This is a genomic window from Aeromonas sp. 19NY04SH05-1, from assembly GCF_040581895.1.
Classification (GTDB): Bacteria; Pseudomonadota; Gammaproteobacteria; order Enterobacterales; family Aeromonadaceae; genus Aeromonas; species Aeromonas enteropelogenes.
Genome location: NZ_CP095328.1, coordinates 1,762,429 through 1,785,956 on the forward strand (window position 1 = coordinate 1,762,429; position 23,528 = coordinate 1,785,956).

Annotated in this window: 12 protein-coding genes; 9 read left to right on the forward strand and 3 right to left on the reverse strand. The window is 56.3% G+C overall.

What is annotated here, in order from left to right; all coding sequences use genetic code 11:
• Positions 1-6: 6 nt before the first annotated feature.
• The 8 genes from MRK42_RS08230 to MRK42_RS08265 all read left to right on the forward strand — a co-directional run bounded on the left by MRK42_RS08230 (position 7) and on the right by MRK42_RS08265 (position 18,693).
• Positions 7-2,151 (forward strand): type I secretion system permease/ATPase, encoded by a 2,145-nt coding sequence (locus tag MRK42_RS08230; RefSeq protein WP_216992104.1) that lies wholly within the window; start codon positions 7-9, stop codon positions 2,149-2,151.
• The gene (locus MRK42_RS08235; protein WP_197064494.1) at positions 2,144-3,577 is read left to right on the forward strand and encodes an HlyD family type I secretion periplasmic adaptor subunit; all 1,434 of its coding nucleotides are present in this window, start codon (positions 2,144-2,146) and stop codon (positions 3,575-3,577) included. Before MRK42_RS08230 ends, MRK42_RS08235 begins: the two co-directional genes overlap by 8 nt.
• 37 nt (positions 3,578-3,614) lie before the next feature.
• Entirely contained in the window at positions 3,615-4,934 is a 1,320-nt protein-coding gene (locus tag MRK42_RS08240; protein WP_042071778.1) for a TolC family outer membrane protein, read from the forward strand.
• Positions 4,935-5,056: 122 nt separating this feature from the next.
• A complete protein-coding gene (locus tag MRK42_RS08245) occupies positions 5,057-5,815 on the forward strand; it encodes a transglutaminase-like cysteine peptidase (RefSeq protein WP_061475693.1) in 759 nt (252 codons plus the stop codon).
• Between the two features lie 3 nt (positions 5,816-5,818).
• Entirely contained in the window at positions 5,819-7,744 is a 1,926-nt protein-coding gene (locus MRK42_RS08250) for a LapD/MoxY N-terminal periplasmic domain-containing protein (RefSeq protein ID WP_061475439.1), read from the forward strand.
• A 273-nt stretch (positions 7,745-8,017) separates the two neighbouring features.
• Positions 8,018-17,281, forward strand: a complete 9,264-nt coding sequence (locus tag MRK42_RS08255; RefSeq protein WP_354689012.1) for a retention module-containing protein — start codon at positions 8,018-8,020, stop codon at positions 17,279-17,281.
• 86 nt (positions 17,282-17,367) lie between these two features.
• Positions 17,368-17,928 carry a hypothetical protein gene (locus tag MRK42_RS08260; protein ID WP_042024958.1) on the forward strand — a complete coding sequence of 187 codons (561 nt, stop codon included), beginning with the start codon at positions 17,368-17,370 and terminating at the stop codon, positions 17,926-17,928.
• Between the two features lie 54 nt (positions 17,929-17,982).
• Positions 17,983-18,693 (forward strand): SIMPL domain-containing protein, encoded by a 711-nt coding sequence (locus MRK42_RS08265; RefSeq protein WP_042071768.1) that lies wholly within the window; start codon positions 17,983-17,985, stop codon positions 18,691-18,693.
• A gap of 130 nt (positions 18,694-18,823) precedes the next feature.
• Here the strand turns inward: MRK42_RS08265 and ahpF are convergent, their stop codons facing one another.
• The 3 genes from ahpF to MRK42_RS08280 all read right to left on the reverse strand — a co-directional run bounded on the left by ahpF (position 18,824) and on the right by MRK42_RS08280 (position 22,150).
• Complete coding sequence (gene ahpF, locus MRK42_RS08270) at positions 18,824-20,404, reverse strand: alkyl hydroperoxide reductase subunit F (protein ID WP_216992107.1); 1,581 nt, start codon at positions 20,402-20,404, stop codon at positions 18,824-18,826.
• Between the two features lie 94 nt (positions 20,405-20,498).
• Entirely contained in the window at positions 20,499-21,065 is a 567-nt protein-coding gene (ahpC, locus tag MRK42_RS08275; protein ID WP_026456610.1) for an alkyl hydroperoxide reductase subunit C, read from the reverse strand.
• Between the two features lie 638 nt (positions 21,066-21,703).
• The gene (locus tag MRK42_RS08280; protein ID WP_042024955.1) at positions 21,704-22,150 is read right to left on the reverse strand and encodes a CBS domain-containing protein; all 447 of its coding nucleotides are present in this window, start codon (positions 22,148-22,150) and stop codon (positions 21,704-21,706) included.
• A gap of 211 nt (positions 22,151-22,361) precedes the next feature.
• Between MRK42_RS08280 and queA the strand changes: the two genes are divergently transcribed.
• A complete protein-coding gene (gene queA / locus MRK42_RS08285; RefSeq protein ID WP_338612159.1) occupies positions 22,362-23,429 on the forward strand; it encodes a tRNA preQ1(34) S-adenosylmethionine ribosyltransferase-isomerase QueA in 1,068 nt (355 codons plus the stop codon).
• The last annotated feature ends 99 nt before the right edge of the window (positions 23,430-23,528 follow it).

Sequence of the window (23,528 nt, forward strand, 5' to 3'; positions counted from 1 at the left end):
GATGCTATGCAAGCAGAAACTAGTCGTATCGATGAACTGTTGGAATGTCTGGTCTTTCTGACCCGCTTCTATGGTGTGCCCAATAGTCAGGATGCCCTGACGAACGGACTTCCACTGGTATCCGGTCGTCTGACCACCGCCCTGTTTAGCCGTGCGGCCGAACGGGGTGGCCTCTCTGCTCGCGAGGTCATCCAACCCCTCGAAGAGATCCCCCCCCTGCTGTTGCCCTGCGTGTTGCAGATGCAAAATGGCAGTGCCTGTATCTTGCTGGAGTGGAATGACGACAGAAGTCAGGGGCGCGTCATCTTCCCGCAGGCAGGGGATGCGGCACAGTGGGTATCGACGCCCCAGCTGGGGGATGAATATCTTGGCCGCCTTTTCTATGTGAAAAAGCAGTTCAAGTTTGATGACCGCTCTCCCAAGGTGCTGGAAACCCGCAACGGGCACTGGTTCTGGAGTACCTTGTTCGAATCGCGCGGCATCTATCGCGATGTGCTGGTCGCTTCCATCCTCATCAACCTGTTTGCGGTGGCCAGTCCGCTGTTCACCATGAACGTCTATGACAAGATAGTGCCCAACCTGGCGTTTGATTCGCTCTGGGTGCTGGCTGTCGGGGCCATGGTGGTCTTTACCTTTGACTTTGTGATGCGCCAGCTGCGCAGCTACTTCATCGATATTGCGGGCAAAAAATCAGATGTGCTGCTGTCAGCAAAGATTTTCGCCAAGGTGATGGGGATGCGGATGGAGTCCCGCCCAGCCTCTACCGGGGCATTTGCCAAACATCTGCAGGAGTTCGAGTCGGTGCGGGATTTCTTTACCTCCGCCACGGTATCGACCCTTATCGATCTCCCCTTTGCGATATTCTTCCTCTTCATCATCTGGGTGTTTGCCGGCGTCATGGTGGTGGTCCCCATCGTCGCCATCCTGATCCTGATCGCATACAGCTTCTATATCCAGGGGCCTCTCAAGCAATCCATTGAAGAGGGGTCGCGCCTCGCTTCCCAGAAAAACGCCAATCTGATCGAGAGCATCTCCGGGCTGGAAACCGTCAAGATCTTCGGCGCCGAGAGCATGTTCCAGCATCGTTGGGAGCAGGCAGTGTCCCACATCTCTACCTGGGGCGTGCAGACCCGACGCATCACCAACGCCATGTCGTCCCTTGCCAGCTATATCCAGCAGATGGTGACCGTGGGGCTGGTGATCGTTGGCGTATATCAAATTTCCGAGGGGCTGGTCACCATGGGGGGCATGATTGCCGCCGTGATGCTCTCCAGTCGCGCCATCGCCCCCATGGTGCAGCTCTCCGTGCTCTCTACCCGCTATAACCAGGCAAAATCTGCGCTGGAGATACTCGAAAAGATCATGCAAACCCCCGGTGAGCAGGATGAGGGCAAACAGTATATTCACCATCCTGTCATCTCGGGGCGGATCGAGTTTGACAATGTTTCCTTCAAATATCCCGGGATGGAAACCAGCACCCTGCACAATATCAATTTACGCATTCAGCCTGGTGAGAAGGTCGCCATTATCGGCCGGATCGGGGCAGGCAAGACCACGCTGGAGAAGCTGTTGATGGGGCTCTATCGGCCCACTGATGGCTCGGTTCGTCTCGACGGATTCGAGCTGGATCAACTGCCTCCTTCGGTTATTCGCCGCAATATCGGTTGCGTGCCCCAGGACGTGGTTCTCTTTTTTGGCTCGGTACGGGACAACATCATGCTGGGCAACCCGCTGGTGGACGACGTGCGGGTATTGCGAGCCGCCAAGCGGGCAGGGGTGACCAACTTCACCAATCGGGATCCCAACGGGCTGGATCGCCAGATTGGGGAGGGGGGACGCCAGTTGTCAGGGGGTCAGCGTCAGGCGATCTTGCTGGCTCGTGCGCTGCTCAATGATCCTCCCATTCTGGTGATGGATGAACCTACTTCCAACATGGACAACCAGTCCGAGATGCAGGTCAAACAGGAACTGGCCAGACTGGGGCCGGAAACGACTCTCATCCTGATCACCCACAAGACCTCCATGCTGGATGTGGCCAGTCGGGTGATTGTGATCGAACAGGGGCAGATTGTTGCCGATGGTCCCAAGGAGGTCATCTTGCAGCGGCTTAAAGAAGGCAAGGTCCGTGTGCAGGAGGTCTCCCATGGTTAAGGGATTGATGGACAGGGTGAAAGGCACCAGAAAATCCCCCTCTGGCGAGGTGTTGCCATCCCCCGAACACCTGGAGTTTGTTGACGACGGCGCTGCGGCGGTACTGCTTACAACCCCTACCCGGGCGAGGATCTTGCTGTGGTGTTGTTTCCTGTTCTTCATGAGCGCTATCGTCTGGGCGTCGTGGGCCGAACTGGATGAAGTGACGGTTGGGCAGGGCAAGGTCATCCCTTCCCGTCAATTGCAGGTGATCCAGAACCTGGAAGGGGGGATCGTCAAGGAGATCTTCGTCAAGGAAGGGGACATCGTTGAGAAGGGGCAGCCTCTGCTGCGTATCGACGACACCCGTTTTCGTTCCGATTTTCGGGAGCGGGAAAAAGAGCTGGTCACCCTGAAAGGGGATGTGGCGAGACTGCGTGCCGAGATGGCCAGCGTCGAGGTGAAAAACGATCCCGCACTGGGGTGGCGTGATCAGGTGACGGTGACAGAGGTGCCGATCCAGTTTCCCGAGGGTTATGAGAAGGTCTTCGTCGAATATGCGAACCGAGAGCGATCCGTGCAAAAGGCGCGTCTCAACAACCTGAAAAATCAGCTCTACATTCTTGGTCAACAAATCGAGCAGAAAGAGCAGGAGCTGATCGAGCTCAATGCCAAGATCCGCACCGTGAACCGTAGTGTGGATCTGGCCAGGCAGGAGCTGAACATCAGTCGCCCTCTGGCAAAAGAGGGGATAGTACCGCAGGTGGAACTCATCAAATTGGAGCGGCAAGTGAATGATATGCAAGGGGAGCTGGAGAGTAACCGACTGCTGATCCCCAAGCTTAATTCGGTGCTGCGTGAGACCATTTTCAAACGCAATGATATCGCGCTCAAATTCAGGGCCGACTCGCAAACCGAGCTTAACGAGAAACAGGGCCAGTTGGGTCAGTTGTCAGAGGGGCAGGTCGGCCTGCGCGACAGGGTGGACAGAACCAGCGTGATTGCCCCTCTTAAAGGCACTATTAAAAAGCTCAAGATCAATACACTGGGTGGTGTGGTCCAGCCAGGGATGGATCTGATGGAAATCGTCCCCTTGGAAGATACCCTGCTGGTCGAGGCCAAGATTTCCCCGAAAGACATTGCATTTCTACGTCCGGGGCTGGATGCCGTGGTCAAGATCACCGCGTATGATTTCACCATCTACGGGGGATTGCATGGTAAGGTTGAACAAATAAGTGCGGACTCAATCCAGGATGAGGAGGGGAATTCCTTCTACCTGGTTCGCGTGCGAACTGAAAAAAGTTACTTGGGCGATGAGCTAAACGCACTTCCCATCATCCCCGGTATGTTAGCCAGTGCGGATATCATTACTGGCAAGAAAAGTGTTCTAGACTATCTACTTAAGCCTATATTGCGGGCCAAACAGTCTGCACTTCGAGAACGATAAGCCAACAATCAGAAAACAAAACATGACTGGAGATAACATGAAAAAAACGATTGTTGCCATGCTGGTTAGTGGCGCCACTCTGCTGCCTGCGTTGGGACAAGCCCAAACGCTGGAGGAGTCGGTAGGACTGGCACTTTCCACTCACCCCAAGATTAAAGAAGCGTTTGATCTTTATCAGGCGCGTCTCTATCAACACGATGGTGCCAAGGGAGGCTATTATCCGACAATCGATTTGCGTGGTGGCGTAGGCTATGAAAAAACGGATAGCCCCTCGACCAGGCTCAATCCGAATAGCGATGACTCCATGACGCGTAAAGAAGCAGGGATCAGCTTGCGTCAGATGCTGTTTGACGGGTTTGATGTCAGCAACAACGTCTCCAGAACCGAGGCAGAAGCCAATGCCCAACGTCTGGCAATGATCTCCGAAGCCGAGAATACCGCCCTGCGGGTAGCTGAGGTATACCTCAACATGCTGCGCCAGCAGGAGATCCTGGAGCTCTCCAGACAAAACCTCGAGACTCACGAACAGATCCGCAGCGATATCCAGAAACGGACGGACTCGGGCTTGGGCTCAACCGCTGACCAGACCCAGATCGATGGCCGTGTTGCTCGTGCATACGCCAATCAGGCCGCTGCCGAGAATAACTACCGTGATGCGGAAAGTGAATTCATCCGCGTCGTCAACGAGGTGCCAAAAGATTTGGTGCAGCCAGTGCCCAATGCTGAATTGCTGCCAGCCAGTCTGGACAATGCCCTTAAGGTTGCGACCGAAGTGCATCCAACCCTGCTCTCTTCCCTGCAGGATATCGAAGCGGCCAAATACCAGCATGAAGGTGCCAAATCCGGCTTCTATCCCAATGTCACCTTTGAGGTTGATCAAAACTGGAACGAAGACATCGACGGGGTGAAAGGTCGCAACGATGATCTTACTGCCATGGTTCGGATGCGTTACAACCTGTTCCGTGGTGGCTCTGATGTCGCTGAAAGCAATGCGACCTCGGCACTCTATTCCCAGGCGAAAGATATTCACCTGAATGCTTTTCGCCAGGTAGAAGAGGGCACCCGTCTGGCATGGAACGCCAAGGATTCATTGACCAAGCAGAAGACCTTTTTGAAAGAGCATGTGGACGCGAGCTACGACACCGTTCAGGCATACAAAAAGCAATTTGGTCTGGGTCAACGTACCTTGCTGGATGTGCTGAACACCGAGAACGAACTGTTTGAAGCTCGCCGCAGCTATATCACGGCAGAATATGATGCATTGCTGGCAGATTATCGCATCCTGAATGCGACTGGCAGCCTGCTTAATGCATTCAATTTCAAACAGCCGACTGAATGGCAAGCCAAGCAACAATAAGCTAGCGCTCTTTTCTCTGCGCAGAAAAATAGCGTCGGCGGGGTGGCTGTATCTATGCGGCTACCCTGCCCAAACCAAAACTGGCCGTGTTGTTCAGGAGTTCTCCACCCACGATGCAGCAGATGAACGATGAGACCTTCAGGTGTCTATCTGGCGATCACACTGGAGCCCTGCCCCTTGTCAGCCGAAATGTGAGTCGTGCTCTGCGCTATGTCTTGTGGCTATGGCTTCTTCCCATTTCCCTTCTGTTATCTGCCAGCCAACCGTTGAGCCAGGAAGACATCCAACTGGTCAAACGGGCTGAGCAAACCTATGGGGGACGGGCCGGGAAAAGGGTGACGACTTGGCGTACTCTGGTCGAGCAGAACCGCACTGCCGGATTATCCGAGCGGCAGAAGCTGGAAAAGGTGAATCAGTTTTTTAACCAGATGCGTTTTATCGACGATAGCAAGTTGTGGCGCAAAAAGGATTACTGGGCAACACCACTGGAGTTTCTGGGGGCATCAGGAGGCGATTGCGAAGATTTCAGCATCGCAAAATATTCGACCTTGCTTGAATTGGGTATTCCAGATGAGAAAATGCGGATGGTGTATGTCAAGGCACTCGATTATAACCAGTTCCATATGGTCGTTGCTTATTATGAAACCCCTGCATCAGTACCGGTCATATTGGACAACCTGATTGGTTCCATTCGTCCGGCAACGCAACGACGGGATCTGGTCCCTATTTACAGTTTTAACGGTAGTCACTTGTGGTTGATGAAAGCGCGTGGTCAGGGTGAATTGGCCGGGCAATCATCTCGCTTGGGATTATGGAATGATCTACGCAATCGCATGACATCGGGGCGATTGGCTCGGCCTGTGATGAATTTGGATGACTAACCTATGACGCTCTATCGACAGTTATTGGCAACCATGCTGCTGTTGTTTGGATTGCTATTCGCGGCTACCTACTGGGTACAGTTCAATTCAACGCGTTCATATCTTGCACAGCAGCAGGAAACTACGGTGATCAACACCGCGACTTCATTGGGACTGGCATTGACCCCTTATCTGGAAAACGGGGACAAGGTGGGCGCTGAGTCAGTGATCCGGGCCATTTTTGATGGTGGTTATTATCGCCAGGTTCGCTTGGATTTGCTTGCGTCCAAAGATGTGATTGAAGAGGAGAACACCAGCCGGATCCAGGGGGTTCCTGACTGGTTTATCGAATTGGGGCTGTTTCCGGAAGTATCCAATGAGTCTATTCTGACGTCTGGCTGGCTGCAACTGGGCAAACTCAAGGTGGTAGGCCACCCAGGACAGGCTTATCACGAGCTTTGGGTCGGGATGAGCGAGCTGGCGACCTGGTTTGTGGTTGGCTTCTTGATCACGACCATCCTGCTGATGCGAGCCCTCAATTTCCTGCTGAAGCCGCTTAAGCAGATTTGTGAGCAGGCAGTTGAAATTGAGCTGCACCATTTTGGTCATGCCATCCCCGAGCCAAAAACCTATGAATTGAAACAGGTGGTGCAAGCGATCAATATTTTGTCCGGCAAGCTGGCTGTGCAATTTAAAGAGCAAGCCGATGAAGCTGAGAAATTGCGTGAGCGTGTTTATGTCGATGCCGTTTCGGGTCTGGGTAATCGGGCCTATTTTGTCGGGCAGGTAAATGCCTGGATTGCCGAAGCGGGGCAGGGTGGTGTGATGCTGGTTGCAGTCGACATTCTTGAAGATATTTATCGGGAAGAGGGTTTTGCCGCCCGAGACAATATGGTCAAGTCGATTGCCCAGGTGCTGCAGGAGCAACTGCAAGGGTGGAGTGGGGCTGCAGTGGCCCGCATTTCTGCGACAGAATACGCCTTGCTTTGTCCAACCAACGATCTTGCTCAACTTAAAGAGCTGGCCCAGCTGATTAATACCCGTATTGCGGATCTGGTCGTCAATCCCATGGATGAAGGCAAGCCTCTCTCCGTGATTGGTATTGCTGGCCGGGATGGTAATGATGATCTCTCCGCCTTGCTGACCAAAGCTGACAATGCTTTGGGCAAGGCACGCAATGAGCGGCGCGGAGCAGTCGTGATGGAAGGAGGAAACAGTCAGGGCATGATGGGACGCTTGGCATGGCGAGATCTGGTGCAAGATGCCATTGCCAATCAACTTTGGCGTTTCAAGGCACAACCCGCTTGTCGTTTTGATGATGGTGCTCGTTTGCATGCCGAGTTGTTTGCTTCCATTTCCCGCGATGGCAATGACTATTTCGCCGGACAGTTCATGCCGGCCATTGAACAGTTCCAGATGGGGAGTGAGTTTGACAAGGCCATTCTTGATGCCAGCACGGCATTGTTGCAGCGTGAACCCGAGCTGACGTTGGCCATCAATATCACCGCAGGCGCTCTGTGTTCAGAGGTATTTTTAGGGTGGTTGCCTACCTTCCTGGCAAGCCATGATGATTTTCAGGAGCGTCTGCTATTTGAAATTCCGGAAGCGGCGATCGTGAAACACAAAGAACAAGTCACCGCTTTTGTGAATGTCTTGCGTGAACATGGCTTCGGGTGGGGGGTGGATCACTATGGTCGCCACTTCCAGTCTCTGGGCTATCTTGAAGAGCTGGCACCAGCTTATGTCAAGGTGGATCACGGTTATACCAGTCAAGTGATGGAGCCCGGGGCGGATACATCCTTCCTGGCGGCTGTATGCCGTGCCGCTCATAACGCCGGGGTGCTCACCATTGCGACTCGGGTCGAAGATCAGGAGCAGGTTGAGGTGTTGTCCCAATTGCATATCGATGGATATCAGGGATTCGTCCACCCAGCCTTTCCCTTGTCCTGAAAAATGACAAATGAGTCAATTGAAAGGCCCCATTGGGGCCTTTTTTATTGAAATGGATGAAGGAACAAGCCTGTTTATAGCAGCATTCGGAAGTCGGTGTCTCGTATGGGTATTGATTAATTATTTGAAATATATAGAGAAAAATAATTCGTTCGATTTAATGCAATCGCCTTCAGCTTGACGCGCTGTCCATATAAATTTTTGCAACGGTAAGGGGTACAGATAGCTTCTATTGTTGTATGCATCAGGATCTATCACCTTGGAGCAATGGATATGCGTACCCAAATCATCGACAAGACCGTTGTGGTCTCGGCCATTGAAGGCAAAGTGGAAATTGTATTGGCGGATGGCAGTAGTCGGCTGCTACAAAAAGGTGAAATTCTGCAACCTGGGGCCAAGCTTAACATTGCTGACGACGCCAAATTGGTTTTGATGCCCTACGATGACACCCCCTCTCCAGCATCGCCCGATGCAACAGCTCCCGATGTTCCAGCATCAGGGCCGCAACAAACAGCCGCAGCTGGCACGGGATTACCTTCAGATATCGCGGCTTTGCAACAATCAATCTTGCAAGGGGTAGACCCGACGCAAAACTTTGAGGCGTCAGCTGCCGGTGGAGCACCTGCTGCGGGTGGTGGCGGGATCGGTGGTGTTGCGGGAACCAGTGGTAATGGTGGTTTTGTCACTATCGATCGGATTGGAGATGCCACGATTGCTGCAGCCGGCTTCGACACAACCTATCAGGCTGAACCCGTTGTCGACACCCAACAATTCGTAGAACCATTGCTGGTCAATGAACTGGCCGATGAAGGAGAGCAACTGACCGTTCCCGAAGATGGCGTGTTGAATGGAAATTTACTGACTAATACAACCAATCCAGATGGTCCGAATGCTGCAACAGTAGTCAATTTCAGCTGGGGGGACAACCTCAGTGTCACGGCAGGCACCAGCATCACGATTGATGGTATCGGCACCCTGGTGGTCAATGCGGACGGTAGTTTTACCTTTACCCCCGCGCCCAATTATGACGGTGCGGTTCCTCCAGTGATTTACAGCGTGACTGATGGTACAGATACGGTTCAGTCAACCCTCGTCATTTCAATTACACCTGTTGATGAACCCGTTGAACTGGGTGGTTTGGCGCTGGCAGGAGGAGAACTCACCCTTAATGAGGCAGCGTTGGCTGGCGGGAGTGCGCCTAATCCCTCAGTGCTGACACAAAGTAATGTCTTTACCTTCAATGCCCCAGACGGGGTGCAAAGCTTGACATTGGGTGGTGTCGCGCTGATTGCAAATGGACTGCCGGCCACAACCTTCCCTCTGACGATTGTTAGTCCGCTAGGCAATCAACTGGTCGTGACGGGAATTAATTTCAACTCGGTCACTGGGGCTGGTAGCGTGAGCTACAGCTACACCCTGCTCGACAATGAAAATCATGCCCAGCCAGCCAATGACACCTCGCTTGCCGAGAGTTTTAACGTTGTACTGACTGATACCGATGGTGATACCACCAATGGCTCCCTTGATGTCACGATCTTGGATGATGTTCCGACCCAGACCGTGACGGCCAACGCAGGCGGCACGGCGGCAGTGACGGCCTCGCTGGACGAAACCACCGGTGCCACGGACCACTATGCGGCGGGCGAGAGTTCCGACAGCTACGTCAACGACGATGTGAGCGGCGCGCTGGCGCGTGCGACCACGACGGTGAGCGGCGGCCTGCTGAGCCTGTTTACCACCAGCGGCAGCTACGGCTCGGACGGTGCGGGCTCGCTCAGCACGGCGGTGAGCTTCACCGGTGTTCCGGTTAATGGATTGGCCACCAACCTGGTGGCCACCAATGGCGGGGCGATCACCCTGTTCGCCACGGGTGCCGGCGTGCTGGAGGGCAAGGACACCACCAACCAAACAGTCTTCAAGATCGAGATCGTCGATGTTGGTGGCTCGCTGCAACTGCAGACCACGCTGTACGAGGCGCTGGACAACGGCACCGACGGTCTGTACGACGAAGCGGTGCAACTGCTGCTGGCGCCGGGCAGCACGCTGTTGCTGCAAGCTCAGGTTACCCGTGTCGACGGCGATGGTGACCAGATCGTGGCCTCCGATACGGTGGTGCTGGCCAACAACACGACCTCGGCGTTCAGCTTCGACGATGACGGTCCGACCCAGACCGTGACGGCCAACGCAGGCGGCACGGCGGCAGTGACGGTCTCGCTGGACGAAACCACCGGTGCCACGGACCACTATGCGGCGGGCGAGAGTTCCGACAGCTACGTCAACGACGATGTGAGCGGCGCGCTGGCGCGTGCGACCACGACGGTGAGCGGCGGCCTGCTGAGCCTGTTTACCACCAGCGGCAGCTACGGCTCGGACGGTGCGGGCTCGCTCAGCACGGCGGTGAGCTTCACCGGTGTTCCGGTTAATGGATTGGCCACCAACCTGGTGGCCACCAATGGCGGGGCGATCACCCTGTTCGCCACGGGTGCCGGCGTGCTGGAGGGCAAGGACACCACCAACCAAACAGTCTTCAAGATCGAGATCGTCGATGTTGGTGGCTCGCTGCAACTGCAGACCACGCTGTACGAGGCGCTGGACAACGGCACCGACGGTCTGTACGACGAAGCGGTGCAACTGCTGCTGGCGCCGGGCAGCACGCTGTTGCTGCAAGCTCAGGTTACCCGTGTCGACGGCGATGGTGACCAGATCGTGGCCTCCGATACGGTGGTGCTGGCCAACAACACGACCTCGGCGTTCAGCTTCGACGATGACGGTCCGACCCAGACCGTGACGGCCAACGCAGGCGGCACGGCGGCAGTGACGGTCTCGCTGGACGAAACCACCGGTGCCACGGACCACTATGCGGCGGGCGAGAGTTCCGACAGCTACGTCAACGACGATGTGAGCGGCGCGCTGGCGCGTGCGACCACGACGGTGAGCGGCGGCCTGCTGAGCCTGTTTACCACCAGCGGCAGCTACGGCTCGGACGGTGCGGGCTCGCTCAGCACGGCGGTGAGCTTCACCGGTGTTCCGGTTAATGGATTGGCCACCAACCTGGTGGCCACCAATGGCGGGGCGATCACCCTGTTCGCCACGGGTGCCGGCGTGCTGGAGGGCAAGGACACCACCAACCAAACAGTCTTCAAGATCGAGATCGTCGATGTTGGTGGCTCGCTGCAACTGCAGACCACGCTGTACGAGGCGCTGGACAACGGCACCGACGGTCTGTACGACGAAGCGGTGCAACTGCTGCTGGCGCCGGGCAGCACGCTGTTGCTGCAAGCTCAGGTTACCCGTGTCGACGGCGATGGTGACCAGATCGTGGCCTCCGATACGGTGGTGCTGGCCAACAACACGACCTCGGCGTTCAGCTTCGACGATGACGGTCCGACCCAGACCGTGACGGCCAACGCAGGCGGCACGGCGGCAGTGACGGTCTCGCTGGACGAAACCACCGGTGCCACGGACCACTATGCGGCGGGCGAGAGTTCCGACAGCTATGTCAACGACGATGTGAGCGGCGCGCTGGCGCGTGCGACCACGACGGTGAGCGGCGGCCTGCTGAGCCTGTTTACCACCAGCGGCAGCTACGGCTCGGACGGTGCGGGCTCGCTCAGCACGGCGGTGAGCTTCACCGGTGTTCCGGTTAATGGATTGGCCACCAACCTGGTGGCCACCAATGGCGGGGCGATCACCCTGTTCGCCACGGGTGCCGGCGTGCTGGAGGGCAAGGACACCACCAACCAAACAGTCTTCAAGATCGAGATCGTCGATGTTGGTGGCTCGCTGCAACTGCAGACCACGCTGTACGAGGCGCTGGACAACGGCACCGACGGTCTGTACGACGAAGCGGTGCAACTGCTGCTGGCGCCGGGCAGCACGCTGTTGCTGCAAGCTCAGGTTACCCGTGTCGACGGCGATGGTGACCAGATCGTGGCCTCCGATACGGTGGTGCTGGCCAACAACACGACCTCGGCGTTCAGCTTCGACGATGACGGTCCGACCCAGACCGTGACGGCCAACGCAGGCGGCACGGCGGCAGTGACGGTCTCGCTGGACGAAACCACCGGTGCCACGGACCACTATGCGGCGGGCGAGAGTTCCGACAGCTACGTCAACGACGATGTGAGCGGCGCGCTGGCGCGTGCGACCACGACGGTGAGCGGCGGCCTGCTGAGCCTGTTTACCACCAGCGGCAGCTACGGCTCGGACGGTGCGGGCTCGCTCAGCACGGCGGTGAGCTTCACCGGTGTTCCGGTTAATGGATTGGCCACCAACCTGGTGGCCACCAATGGCGGGGCGATCACCCTGTTCGCCACGGGTGCCGGCGTGCTGGAGGGCAAGGACACCACCAACCAAACAGTCTTCAAGATCGAGATCGTCGATGTTGGTGGCTCGCTGCAACTGCAGACCACGCTGTACGAGGCGCTGGACAACGGCACCGACGGTCTGTACGACGAAGCGGTGCAACTGCTGCTGGCGCCGGGCAGCACGCTGTTGCTGCAAGCTCAGGTTACCCGTGTCGACGGCGATGGTGACCAGATCGTGGCCTCCGATACGGTGGTGCTGGCCAACAACACGACCTCGGCGTTCAGCTTCGACGATGACGGTCCGACCCAGACCGTGACGGCCAACGCAGGCGGCACGGCGGCAGTGACGGTCTCGCTGGACGAAACCACCGGTGCCACGGACCACTATGCGGCGGGCGAGAGTTCCGACAGCTACGTCAACGACGATGTGAGCGGCGCGCTGGCGCGTGCGACCACGACGGTGAGCGGCGGCCTGCTGAGCCTGTTTACCACCAGCGGCAGCTACGGCTCGGACGGTGCGGGCTCGCTCAGCACGGCGGTGAGCTTCACCGGTGTTCCGGTTAATGGATTGGCCACCAACCTGGTGGCCACCAATGGCGGGGCGATCACCCTGTTCGCCACGGGTGCCGGCGTGCTGGAGGGCAAGGACACCACCAACCAAACAGTCTTCAAGATCGAGGTCGTCGATGTTGGTGGCTCGCTGCAACTGCAGACCACGCTGTACGAGGCGCTGGACAACGGCACCGACGGTCTGTACGACGAAGCGGTGCAACTGCTGCTGGCGCCGGGCAGCACGCTGTTGCTGCAAGCTCAGGTTACCCGTGTCGACGGCGATGGTGACCAGATCGTGGCCTCCGATACGGTGGTGCTGGCCAACAACACGACCTCGGCGTTCAGCTTCGACGATGACGGTCCGACCCAGACCGTGACGGCCAACGCAGGCGGCACGGCGGCAGTGACGGTCTCGCTGGACGAAACCACCGGTGCCACGGACCACTATGCGGCGGGCGAGAGTTCCGACAGCTATGTCAACGACGATGTGAGCGGCGCGCTGGCGCGTGCGACCACGACGGTGAGCGGCGGCCTGCTGAGCCTGTTTACCACCAGCGGCAGCTACGGCTCGGACGGTGCGGGCTCGCTCAGCACGGCGGTGAGCTTCACCGGTGTTCCGGTTAATGGATTGGCCACCAACCTGGTGGCCACCAATGGCGGGGCGATCACCCTGTTCGCCACGGGTGCCGGCGTGCTGGAGGGCAAGGACACCACCAACCAAACAGTCTTCAAGATCGAGATCGTCGATGTTGGTGGCTCGCTGCAACTGCAGACCACGCTGTACGAGGCGCTGGACAACGGCACCGACGGTCTGTACGACGAAGCGGTGCAACTGCTGCTGGCGCCGGGCAGCACGCTGTTGCTGCAAGCTCAGGTTACCCGTGTCGACGGCGATGGTGACCAGATCGTGGCCTCCGATACGGTGGTGCTGGCCAACAACACGACCTCGGCGTTCAGCTTCGACGATGACGGTCCGACCCAGACCGTGACGGCCAACGCAGGCGGCACGGCGGCAGTGACGGTCTCGCTGGACGAAACCACCGGTGCCACGGACCACTATGCGGCGGGCGAGAGTTCCGACAGCTACGTCAACGACGATGTGAGCGGCGCGCTGGCGCGTGCGACCACGACGGTGAGCGGCGGCCTGCTGAGCCTGTTTACCACCAGCGGCAGCTACGGCTCGGACGGTGCGGGCTCGCTCAGCACGGCGGTGAGCTTCACCGGTGTTCCGGTTAATGGATTGGCCACCAACCTGGTGGCCACCAATGGCGGGGCGATCACCCTGTTCGCCACGGGTGCCGGCGTGCTGGAGGGCAAGGACACCACCAACCAAACAGTCTTCAAGATCGAGATCGTCGATGTTGGTGGCTCGCTGCAACTGCAGACCACGCTGTACGAGGCGCTGGACAACGGCACCGACGGTCTGTACGACGAAGCGGTGCAACTGCTGCTGGCGCCGGGCAGCACGCTGTTGCTGCAAGCTCAGGTTACCCGTGTCGACGGCGATGGTGACCAGATCGTGGCCTCCGATACGGTGGTGCTGGCCAACAACACGACCTCGGCGTTCAGCTTCGACGATGACGGTCCGACCCAGACCGTGACGGCCAACGCAGGCGGCACGGCGGCAGTGACGGTCTCGCTGGACGAAACCACCGGTGCCACGGACCACTATGCGGCGGGCGAGAGTTCCGACAGCTACGTCAACGACGATGTGAGCGGCGCGCTGGCGCGTGCGACCACGACGGTGAGCGGCGGCCTGCTGAGCCTGTTTACCACCAGCGGCAGCTACGGCTCGGACGGTGCGGGCTCGCTCAGCACGGCGGTGAGCTTCACCGGTGTTCCGGTTAATGGATTGGCCACCAACCTGGTGGCCACCAATGGCGGGGCGATCACCCTGTTCGCCACGGGTGCCGGCGTGCTGGAGGGCAAGGACACCACCAACCAAACAGTCTTCAAGATCGAGATCGTCGATGTTGGTGGCTCGCTGCAACTGCAGACCACGCTGTACGAGGCGCTGGACAACGGCACCGACGGTCTGTACGACGAAGCGGTGCAACTGCTGCTGGCGCCGGGCAGCACGCTGTTGCTGCAAGCTCAGGTTACCCGTGTCGACGGCGATGGTGACCAGATCGTGGCCTCCGATACGGTGGTGCTGGCCAACAACACGACCTCGGCGTTCAGCTTCGACGATGACGGTCCGGATATTGTTGAAACCTCAAAATCTACTTCACTGGCAAACTCTAGCTCAGGATATGTTGAGGGTATTTATACCGTTGATTTGGGGAGTGATGGTGCAGGTCATGGTGACCTGACAGGGAATATCTCTGGCTGGAATGGAACCACCACTACTTATGCGGCTAGTGTGTTGACCTCAGATGGATACACTATCTATTACTACGTGAATCCGGCTTCGCCGGGTACCTTGTTTGCTTATACCAGCACAGTACCAAGTGCATACACCGGTGGTAGCGGACAGAATCTGATCTTTACTCTGACCATGGATGTTACTGGTCACTATATCATTGACATGGACGGTAAGGTTGATGGGGCAATCGAAGAGTTCTCTACAACGTTTAACAAGAGTGTCGGTGGCTATCAGGATTATTTGGTTATTACCGATACAGGTGGCATTTATAAGCCTGGAGATGTTATCCCCAATGGGCAGAATGTCATCATGACGGTAGATTCGCTGGAGGGTACTGTTAACTCGAGTACGCAAGGTCTAGCGACAGACAATCAGTGGATCGAAGGGTCTAATAAAATTTATTTTGATTTCTCGGCCCCCGCACTAGAAGTCGCTTTCTCCGTTGAAAATAAATCGAATGCAGCCACAAATTTAGTTAGCTGGACTATTTATGGCACTAATTCGAACGGTGATCAGGTCGTTCAAAGCGGCACTACGCTCTTTACTAATCATACAGAGGCAACTATCCCCACTACGTTGACGAATATCACTCGGGTCGAGTTGTCTGATGCTGGCGGTGATGGTTTCAGGGTGACTGGAGCCAATTTACTCGAGCGTATTGAAGAGGATCCTGTGATCACTAATTTCAATGTTGCGGTAGTTGATGGTGATGGTGACAAAGATACATCAATATTGCAGGTGGCCTTTGAGCCAGTTGTTGCTCCTGTTCTTATCGTTGGTAGTAATGCCGACGATGTCAGCGGCAGCTCCGTACCGTTTGTCGTGTCTGGTGGCGCTGGCGAGATTGATGGAAAGAGTGGTAATGATGCCCTGATCGGAGATGTCGGAGGATCGAACCAGTTACCTGGGCAGAAAGCGAATATTGCCTTTTTGCTGGATAACTCAGGCAGCATGATCAGCAATACAATTCAGTTCACCAATATTAATGGTGTCACGTCCAGTATCACCCGACTCGAGGCTATGAAGCAGGCAGTGATCAGTGCAATTAATGGGTTGTACAACTCGGGAGCGAGCGACATTCGAATTCATATCGATGCGTTCGCTACTCAGGTAAACAGCTCAGGTAGCTTCACTCTGACAACTGGAGGAGTAGATGACAATGCTCAACGGTTGGCAGCAATTGCTTTTGTCAATGCCATCACTGTGCCCAGTGCTGACGCCACAAACTATGAGGCTGGATTGATCGCCGCTAATAACTGGATTGAATCAGTTGGCCCTGATGCTCCTATTGCCGCGGCTGATGTTAACAAAGTTATCTTTGTTTCTGATGGGGAGCCCAACCGAGCATACCATGCAAATGGTACAACGACGGTTGATAGTGTCAGCAGTGCTGTGGCTATGCAGCATGTGCTCGGGACTTATAATCCTAGTGGCTCAAGCAATGATGATAATGTCAGCGAAGTAAATCGAATTGAGAATGTAGGCTCGTCAGTCGGGCAGACTTTTACGATTGAGTCCGTTGGGATTCAAATCGGTGCTAATGCCTTGACGCTACTTGGTCAAGTCGAAGGAACAGGAGGTAGCGCAACCAATGTCAACAATGCTAACCAGCTTAATACCGTTATTGGTCAGCTTACCGGCGGGGGGAGTGCTGCTGCTTCGGTAGGCAATGATCATCTGCAAAGTGGTGCCGGCAATGATGTGATATATGGCGACAGTATTTATGTCAACAGTGCTGATGCTGGCTGGGCTGCATTTGTAGCTGCACATCCAGGGCTGACGTCGAATCAGTTGCTGACCGAATTAGTAACTAACCATGCCTCCTACGCTCAAGAAGGTACAGTGGGTGGGGATGACATATTGGATGGTGGGGCTGGTAATGACATCCTCTATGGTCAAGGTGGTAACGATACCCTGATTGGTGGCTTAGGTTCGGATACTCTTACCGGAGGCACTGGTAACGATACCTTCAAATGGGTCAGTGGCGATGCAGACGGCAGTACGGACAACATCACCGACTTCACCCTGGGTGCGACTGCCAGTGGTGGCGATGTATTGGATTTGTCTGATTTGCTGGTTGGCGTACCTACTGGCGGCACCAACGAGGATCTGGCGACGGTATTGGACAACTATCTGCAGTTTGATACAGCTACCAACAAGCTGACCATAGATACTGATGGAACACTTGGGGGGCCCCAATTGACCATCCAGTTCCAGGGAGGATTGGACTTGGATCAAGGTGGCACGCTCACAACCAACCACGACATCATCAAGCAAATGCTGGATGACGGTAACCTCAAGGTTGATCCGTAGCCAGGAGTCGGGGCCAGGCCATGCTTGGCCCCTGTTTTTTATGACAGAGGATGGATAAGATAGCGGCGGTATAAAGGAGAGACACCATGCAGTCATTCAACTGGGTCGACATTGATGGCATCCGCTATAGCTGGGATGGACAGGGTCAGATTACCTGTGCCGGCCAGTTTGGCTATCAAGCCTCGATCGCAGGTGATCGGCTGGATGCGGTGGAGATAGAAAATGACGCCGGTGATGTCGCAGGAACGCTGCATGTCGACTTTGCGGCTGCATCGATCAGCTACATACCGGCCATGGATGCAGAAGCTTCCCATAACATGATTTTGGTTGGTCATGAGTTGGGTCAGCAGGAGTATCTATTGAATAGCTTTCATCCTGCATCCTTGCAGGAGTTGTTGGGGCCTTCTGAAACAATCGCTTGGACTGTAGTCGCAGATGACTTCAGTTCTCTCGGAACGGAATTACCTCCTCAAGGACATATCCTGTCGTGGGATTCATTCCATTTCGATGATGAGGTGTTGCTCGACAGTTCATTGCCGACGACAGCGCATGCAGAGATTCTTCCCGCTGCTGATGCGACAATCAGCATCAGTCTCGATTTGACCAATCAGGTACTGGATCAGATCCCGCCATTGCACGATATATAAATTCCCGTTTGCTAGGAGCATAATGACCTCAATTTTTCGATTGAGGTTTTTTATATGTGGCGTCCGCTTCTTACCCTTTCTGCGCTGGTTGTCAGTGTCCCCCTGTATGCTCTGGAAGTGCCTCAGGCACCCCATCTGGTGGTGAGTGGTTACGCCGAGCAGAAAGCGGAACCCGATATGCTGACCCTCAATGTGTCGGTCACCGCGTTGGAAAAACAGGGGTTCAAGGCCAAGCAACAGGTTGATACCAGAGTGGCTGCATTCTTTGGCCAGCTGGAAGGACTGGGTATCAAGCGCAGTGATGTGGAGGCGGGAAATCTGGTCATCTCTCCCGAGTATCAATATGGCGAGAACAAGAAGCCGACCTTGCTGGGGTATCGTGCCCAGCGTCAACTGGCGGTGAAGCTGTATCAACTCGACAAGCTGAGCCAGTTGATGGATACCGCACTCAAGGCAGGACTCGAGTCGGTGTCACATATCGAATATGGTCTGAAATCTCCGCAAACCATCAAGGAACAGGCACGCCTGGCTGCGGTCGAGGATGCGAAAAGCAAGGCCGAATCTCTGGCCAAGGCATTTGGTATGAAGCTTGGCAAGGTATACAGCGCTGAATATCGAAATTCATCGCCAGTTCCCGTCTATAGCCGCAATCTCAAGGCGCTGGCCATGTCCGCCGCACCTGCCGCAGATATGGTGGAAAACAGCTATCAACAGCAACAGATCACCATCACCGACAACATCGAGGCGGTTTTCCTCCTGGAATGATGGATAGCCAGTCTACTGCGCATTGATAATGCCAAAACCCGCTCTCGCAACGGGTTTTTAATGTCCAGCGCAACATCAGAATGAAAAAAGCCGACTCGAGAGAGTCGGCTTTTGTTTACTTGAATGGCGTTCAGACTGTGACGGCGTCAGCCTTGGCTGCTTCTGGTGCCGGATTACGGATGAGGTAATCGAAGGCCCCGAGTGCGGCGGTTGCACCAGCACCCATGGAGATGATGATCTGCTTGAACGGCACAGTAGTGGCGTCCCCTGCGGCGTACACGCCGGGCAGGGAGGTGGCGCCCTTGGTATCGATCTCGATCTCGCCGAAGCGGGTCAGCGCTACCTCGCTCCCCTTGAGGAACTCGGTATTGGGCACTAGGCCGATCTGGACGAAGATACCCGCGACAGCCAGATGCTTGATTTCCCCGGTGGTGCGATCTTCGTAATCCATGCCTGTCACCTTACTGCCATCACCGATCACTGCAGTGGTGCGGGCGCTCATGATGATGTCGATGTTGGCCATGGAGCGGGCCTTCTGCTGCAGCACTTCGTCGGCGCGCAGGGTGTCGGCGAACTCCACCACGGTAACGTGCTCGACGATGCCGGCTAGGTCGATGGCCGCCTCGATGCCGGAGTTACCGCCACCGATCACCGCCACCCGCTTGCCCTTGAAGAAGGGGCCGTCACAGTGCGGGCAGTAGGCCACGCCCTTGGTGCGGTACTCGAGTTCGCCCGGCACGTTCAGGTCGCGCCAGCGGGCACCGGTTGCCAGGATCACGGAACGACTCTTCAGGGTTGCACCGGATGCAAGATCCACGTTGACATAGCCATCCTTGCTGATGGCGGCGGCGCGCTGCTCGGTGATCACTTCCACGCCATACTGCTTGACGTGCTGCTCCAGGCTCGCGGCCAGCTTGGGGCCTTCGGTGTAGGGCACGGAGATAAAGTTCTCGATGCCGACGGTGTCCATCACCTGACCACCAAAACGCTCGGCGACGATGGCGGTGCGGATCCCTTTGCGGGCTGCATAGATGGCTGCCGCAGCGCCAGCCGGGCCACCACCCACCACCAGCACGTCGTAGGGATCTTTCTCATTCAGCTCAGCGGCTTTGCGTTCGGCAGCGCCGGTGTCGAGCTTGGCGACGATCTCTTCGAGCGAGATGCGACCCTGGCTGAACGGCTGGCCATTCAGGTAGACGTTCGGTACCGCCATGATCTGACGCTCGTTGACCTCGTCCTGGAACAGGGCGCCGTCGATCATGGTGTGGGTGATCCCCGGGTTCAGGGTAGCCATCAGGTTCAGTGCCTGAACCACGTCCGGACAGTTATGGCAGGAGAGGGAGATATAGGTCTCAAAGTGGAACTCACCCTTGAGGTTGCGGATCTGCTCCTGCACGGCTGCATCGGCCTTGGAGGGGTGACCGCCGCTTTGCAGCAGGGCCAGTACCAGAGAAGTAAATTCATGACCCATGGGAATGCCGGCAAAGTGAATGCGCGGAGTCTGGCCCTGGGTGGCCACACTCATGGAAGGCTTGCGAGCGGCAGTGCCAGAAGTCTGGGTAATCTTGGGTGACATCTCGCTGATCTCGGTGGCCAGTGCCAGCAGCTCTGCGGATTTGTCACTGTCATTGCCGGACACGCTGATCTCGATGGGATTGACGATGTACTGCAGATAGGTGTTCAGCTGTTGTTTGAGGTTGGTATCCAACATCTTCGAATTCCTTCTTGTGATTGCGGGTCGGCGGTATGCGTGGGCCAGAAAGCAGACCGGCCCTGAATCGGGCCGGTCTTTGGAGTGGGGAGGCTTAGATTTTGCCTACCAGATCCAGGGACGGGGCCAGAGTGGCTTCGCCTTCTTTCCATTTGGCCGGGCATACTTCGCCCGGGTGAGCGGCAACGTACTGGGCAGCTTTGACTTTGCGCAGCAGCTCCAGAGCGTCACGGCCGATACCGCCGGCGTTGATTTCAACGATCTGGATGATGCCCTGCGGGTCGATAACGAAGGTGCCGCGGTCAGCCAGGCCTGCTTCTTCGATCATCACGCCGAAGTTGCGGGTGATGGTGCCGGTCGGGTCGCCGATCATCGGGTACTGGATCTTCTGGATGGTGTCAGAAGTGTCGTGCCAGGCTTTGTGGGTGAAGTGGGTGTCGGTAGAGACGGAGTAGATCTCGACGCCCAGCTTCTGGAATTCGGCGTAGTTGTCAGCCAGGTCGCCCAGTTCGGTCGGGCAGACGAAGGTGAAATCAGCCGGGTAGAAGAAGACAACGGACCACTTGCCTTTCAGGTCAGCGTCAGACACCTGAACGAATTTGCCATTGTGGTAGGCGGTGGCGTTGAACGGCTTGATTTCAGTGTTGATGTAGGTAGACATGTATTGGCTCCTTGGTGATGTACATATGCCTGTCTGGTGTTGATGAGTCGAGCCGGACAAGGCGCTTAACTTTCGATGGATTCATCTTAGGGTCTTTCGCTAATCGATAAAAGCCGCAATTTTGAATCGCTTAAATCTAATAATTAGATACTACTTCTCTGCTGTACCTAACATGAACATGGCGACCTGGATGCGCTAACTCCTTGTCTGAATTCCATATCTGTGGTGTTGCTCCCCTTGTGCGAGAGGAAATGTGCGATCAAGCGAGGGGCCAGGTATAGAAACGTGGGGGAGTAAATGGCGGTAAGGCGAGAGGGGAACGTGCAGATAAAAAAATCCCGGCGCTATCGTGAGACAGGGCCGGGTCATCAAACAAGGAATGGCTATATAAACAAATGCTTTACAGCAAAGACTAACTACGGGGTGTGCAAACTTGCAGACAAATGAGAGGAAGAAGGTGGGTGCACAATCCCTCGTCTCCCCCTCGGCAATTATTGCATGGGGGAGATAATAGTGTGATGAAGATCACAAAGCAAGTTTTTGGTGTAAGTTTTCATTCAAAATGAAAGGCTTTCATTTTTACAGGCTGTTTTATCGCCTAAAAACGCTTTCTTTGTAATTTAATTACAAGTTGGTGGTCAGAAATCGGTAGGGGGATCCTGCTCTTCCATCAACTCCAGCAGGTTGATGGCCACCGCGATAAAGTCAGACTCTGTCACTATGCCCACCAGTTTGCGCCCCTTGAGTACCGGCAAGCAGCCATATTTATGGCGTTGCAAATAGAGGGCCGCCTCCTTGATGCCGGCGTGGGGATCCACGCTTGCCACTTGACGGGTCATGATCTCGTCGAGCTGGACACTGTCGGTGAATTCGGCCTCCCGCTCCGGACTGATGAGCAGCAGTTTGGACTCGCGAGTCGCCAGAATGTCGGTGAGGGTGACCAGGCCCAGCAGATGATGATGCTCATCGACGATGGGGATATGACGGATCCGCTCCTGCTGCATCAGATCCATCGCCTGTTTGACGCTGTTCTCCGGACCCAGGGTGAAGGGCTGTTCTGTCATGATTTCGGCTAGGGTCATCATGGTGGGCCTCCTTATGTACCTGCTTTCACCCTAGCCCACCCCCATCGGGCAAGACATGATCAGGGTCAATACAGATCATTAAAGAGTCATTAACCGGATGCGTATCGCAATATTGCTCGCTATCCCTTGTCTCTCTTGGGTTTTTGGTCTTTTGGGTTGCCTTGCAAGAGGGGGATAACTAGACTAGCCGCCGATTCCCCCGAGGTGAAAGATGCAAGTATCCGATTTTCATTTTGATCTGCCAGACGAGCTGATTGCCCGCTACCCGATGGCAGAGCGTACCGCCAGCCGCCTGTTGCAGCTCGACGGTCAGACTGGTGCGTTGCGCCATGGTCAATTTGTCGATGTGCTGGACCAGCTCAACCCCGGTGATCTGCTGGTATTCAACAACACCCGCGTCATTCCGGCGCGCATGTTTGGCCAGAAGGCCAGCGGCGGCAAGCTGGAAGTGCTGGTCGAACGCATTCTGGACGAGCACAGCGTACTGGCGCACGTCCGCTCTTCCAAGTCGCCCAAGCCCGGCACCCGCCTTATCCTGGATGGCGGCCCAGATGGCGAGAAGGTCGAGGCCGAGATGCGGGCCCGCCACGACGCCCTGTTCGAGATCCACTTCCTCGATGCGCGTCCCGTGCTGGAGATCCTGGAGGCCATCGGTCACATGCCGCTGCCGCCTTATATAGATCGTCCCGATGAAGATGCCGACAAGGAGCGTTACCAGACCGTCTACAACGCCAAACCGGGCGCGGTGGCGGCGCCAACCGCCGGTCTGCACTTCGATGAGCCTCTGCTCGAGAAGATCCGCGCCAAGGGGGTGGAAACGGCCTTCGTCACCCTGCACGTGGGGGCGGGCACCTTCCAGCCGGTGCGGGTGGACAAGATTGAAGATCACCACATGCACTCCGAATATGCCGAGGTGCCGCAGGAGGTGGTGGATGCCATCGTGGCAACCCGAGCCCGTGGCGGCCGCGTCATTGCGGTGGGGACCACCTCGGTGCGTTCTCTGGAGAGTGCCGCCAAGGTGACCCTGGCCCAGGGCAAGCCGCTGGCGCCGTTTTTCAGCGACACCGACATCTTTATCTTCCCGGGCTACCAGTTCCAGGTGGTGGATGCCATGGTCACCAACTTCCATCTGCCGGAGTCGACCCTGATCATGCTGGTCAGTGCCTTCGCCGGGTATGACAACGTGATGGCGGCCTATCAGGCAGCCGTGGCCGAGCAGTACCGTTTCTTCAGCTACGGGGACGCCATGTTCGTCACCCGTCGTCGGGCGCAGGCTTAAGCTTCGTCCTTCAGGCGCCGTTCACGAGCATCCTGTGATAATCGTGGGCGGCCCCAAAAATCGGGCCCATGAGGGCCTTCCACTGTCAGACTGTTTCTC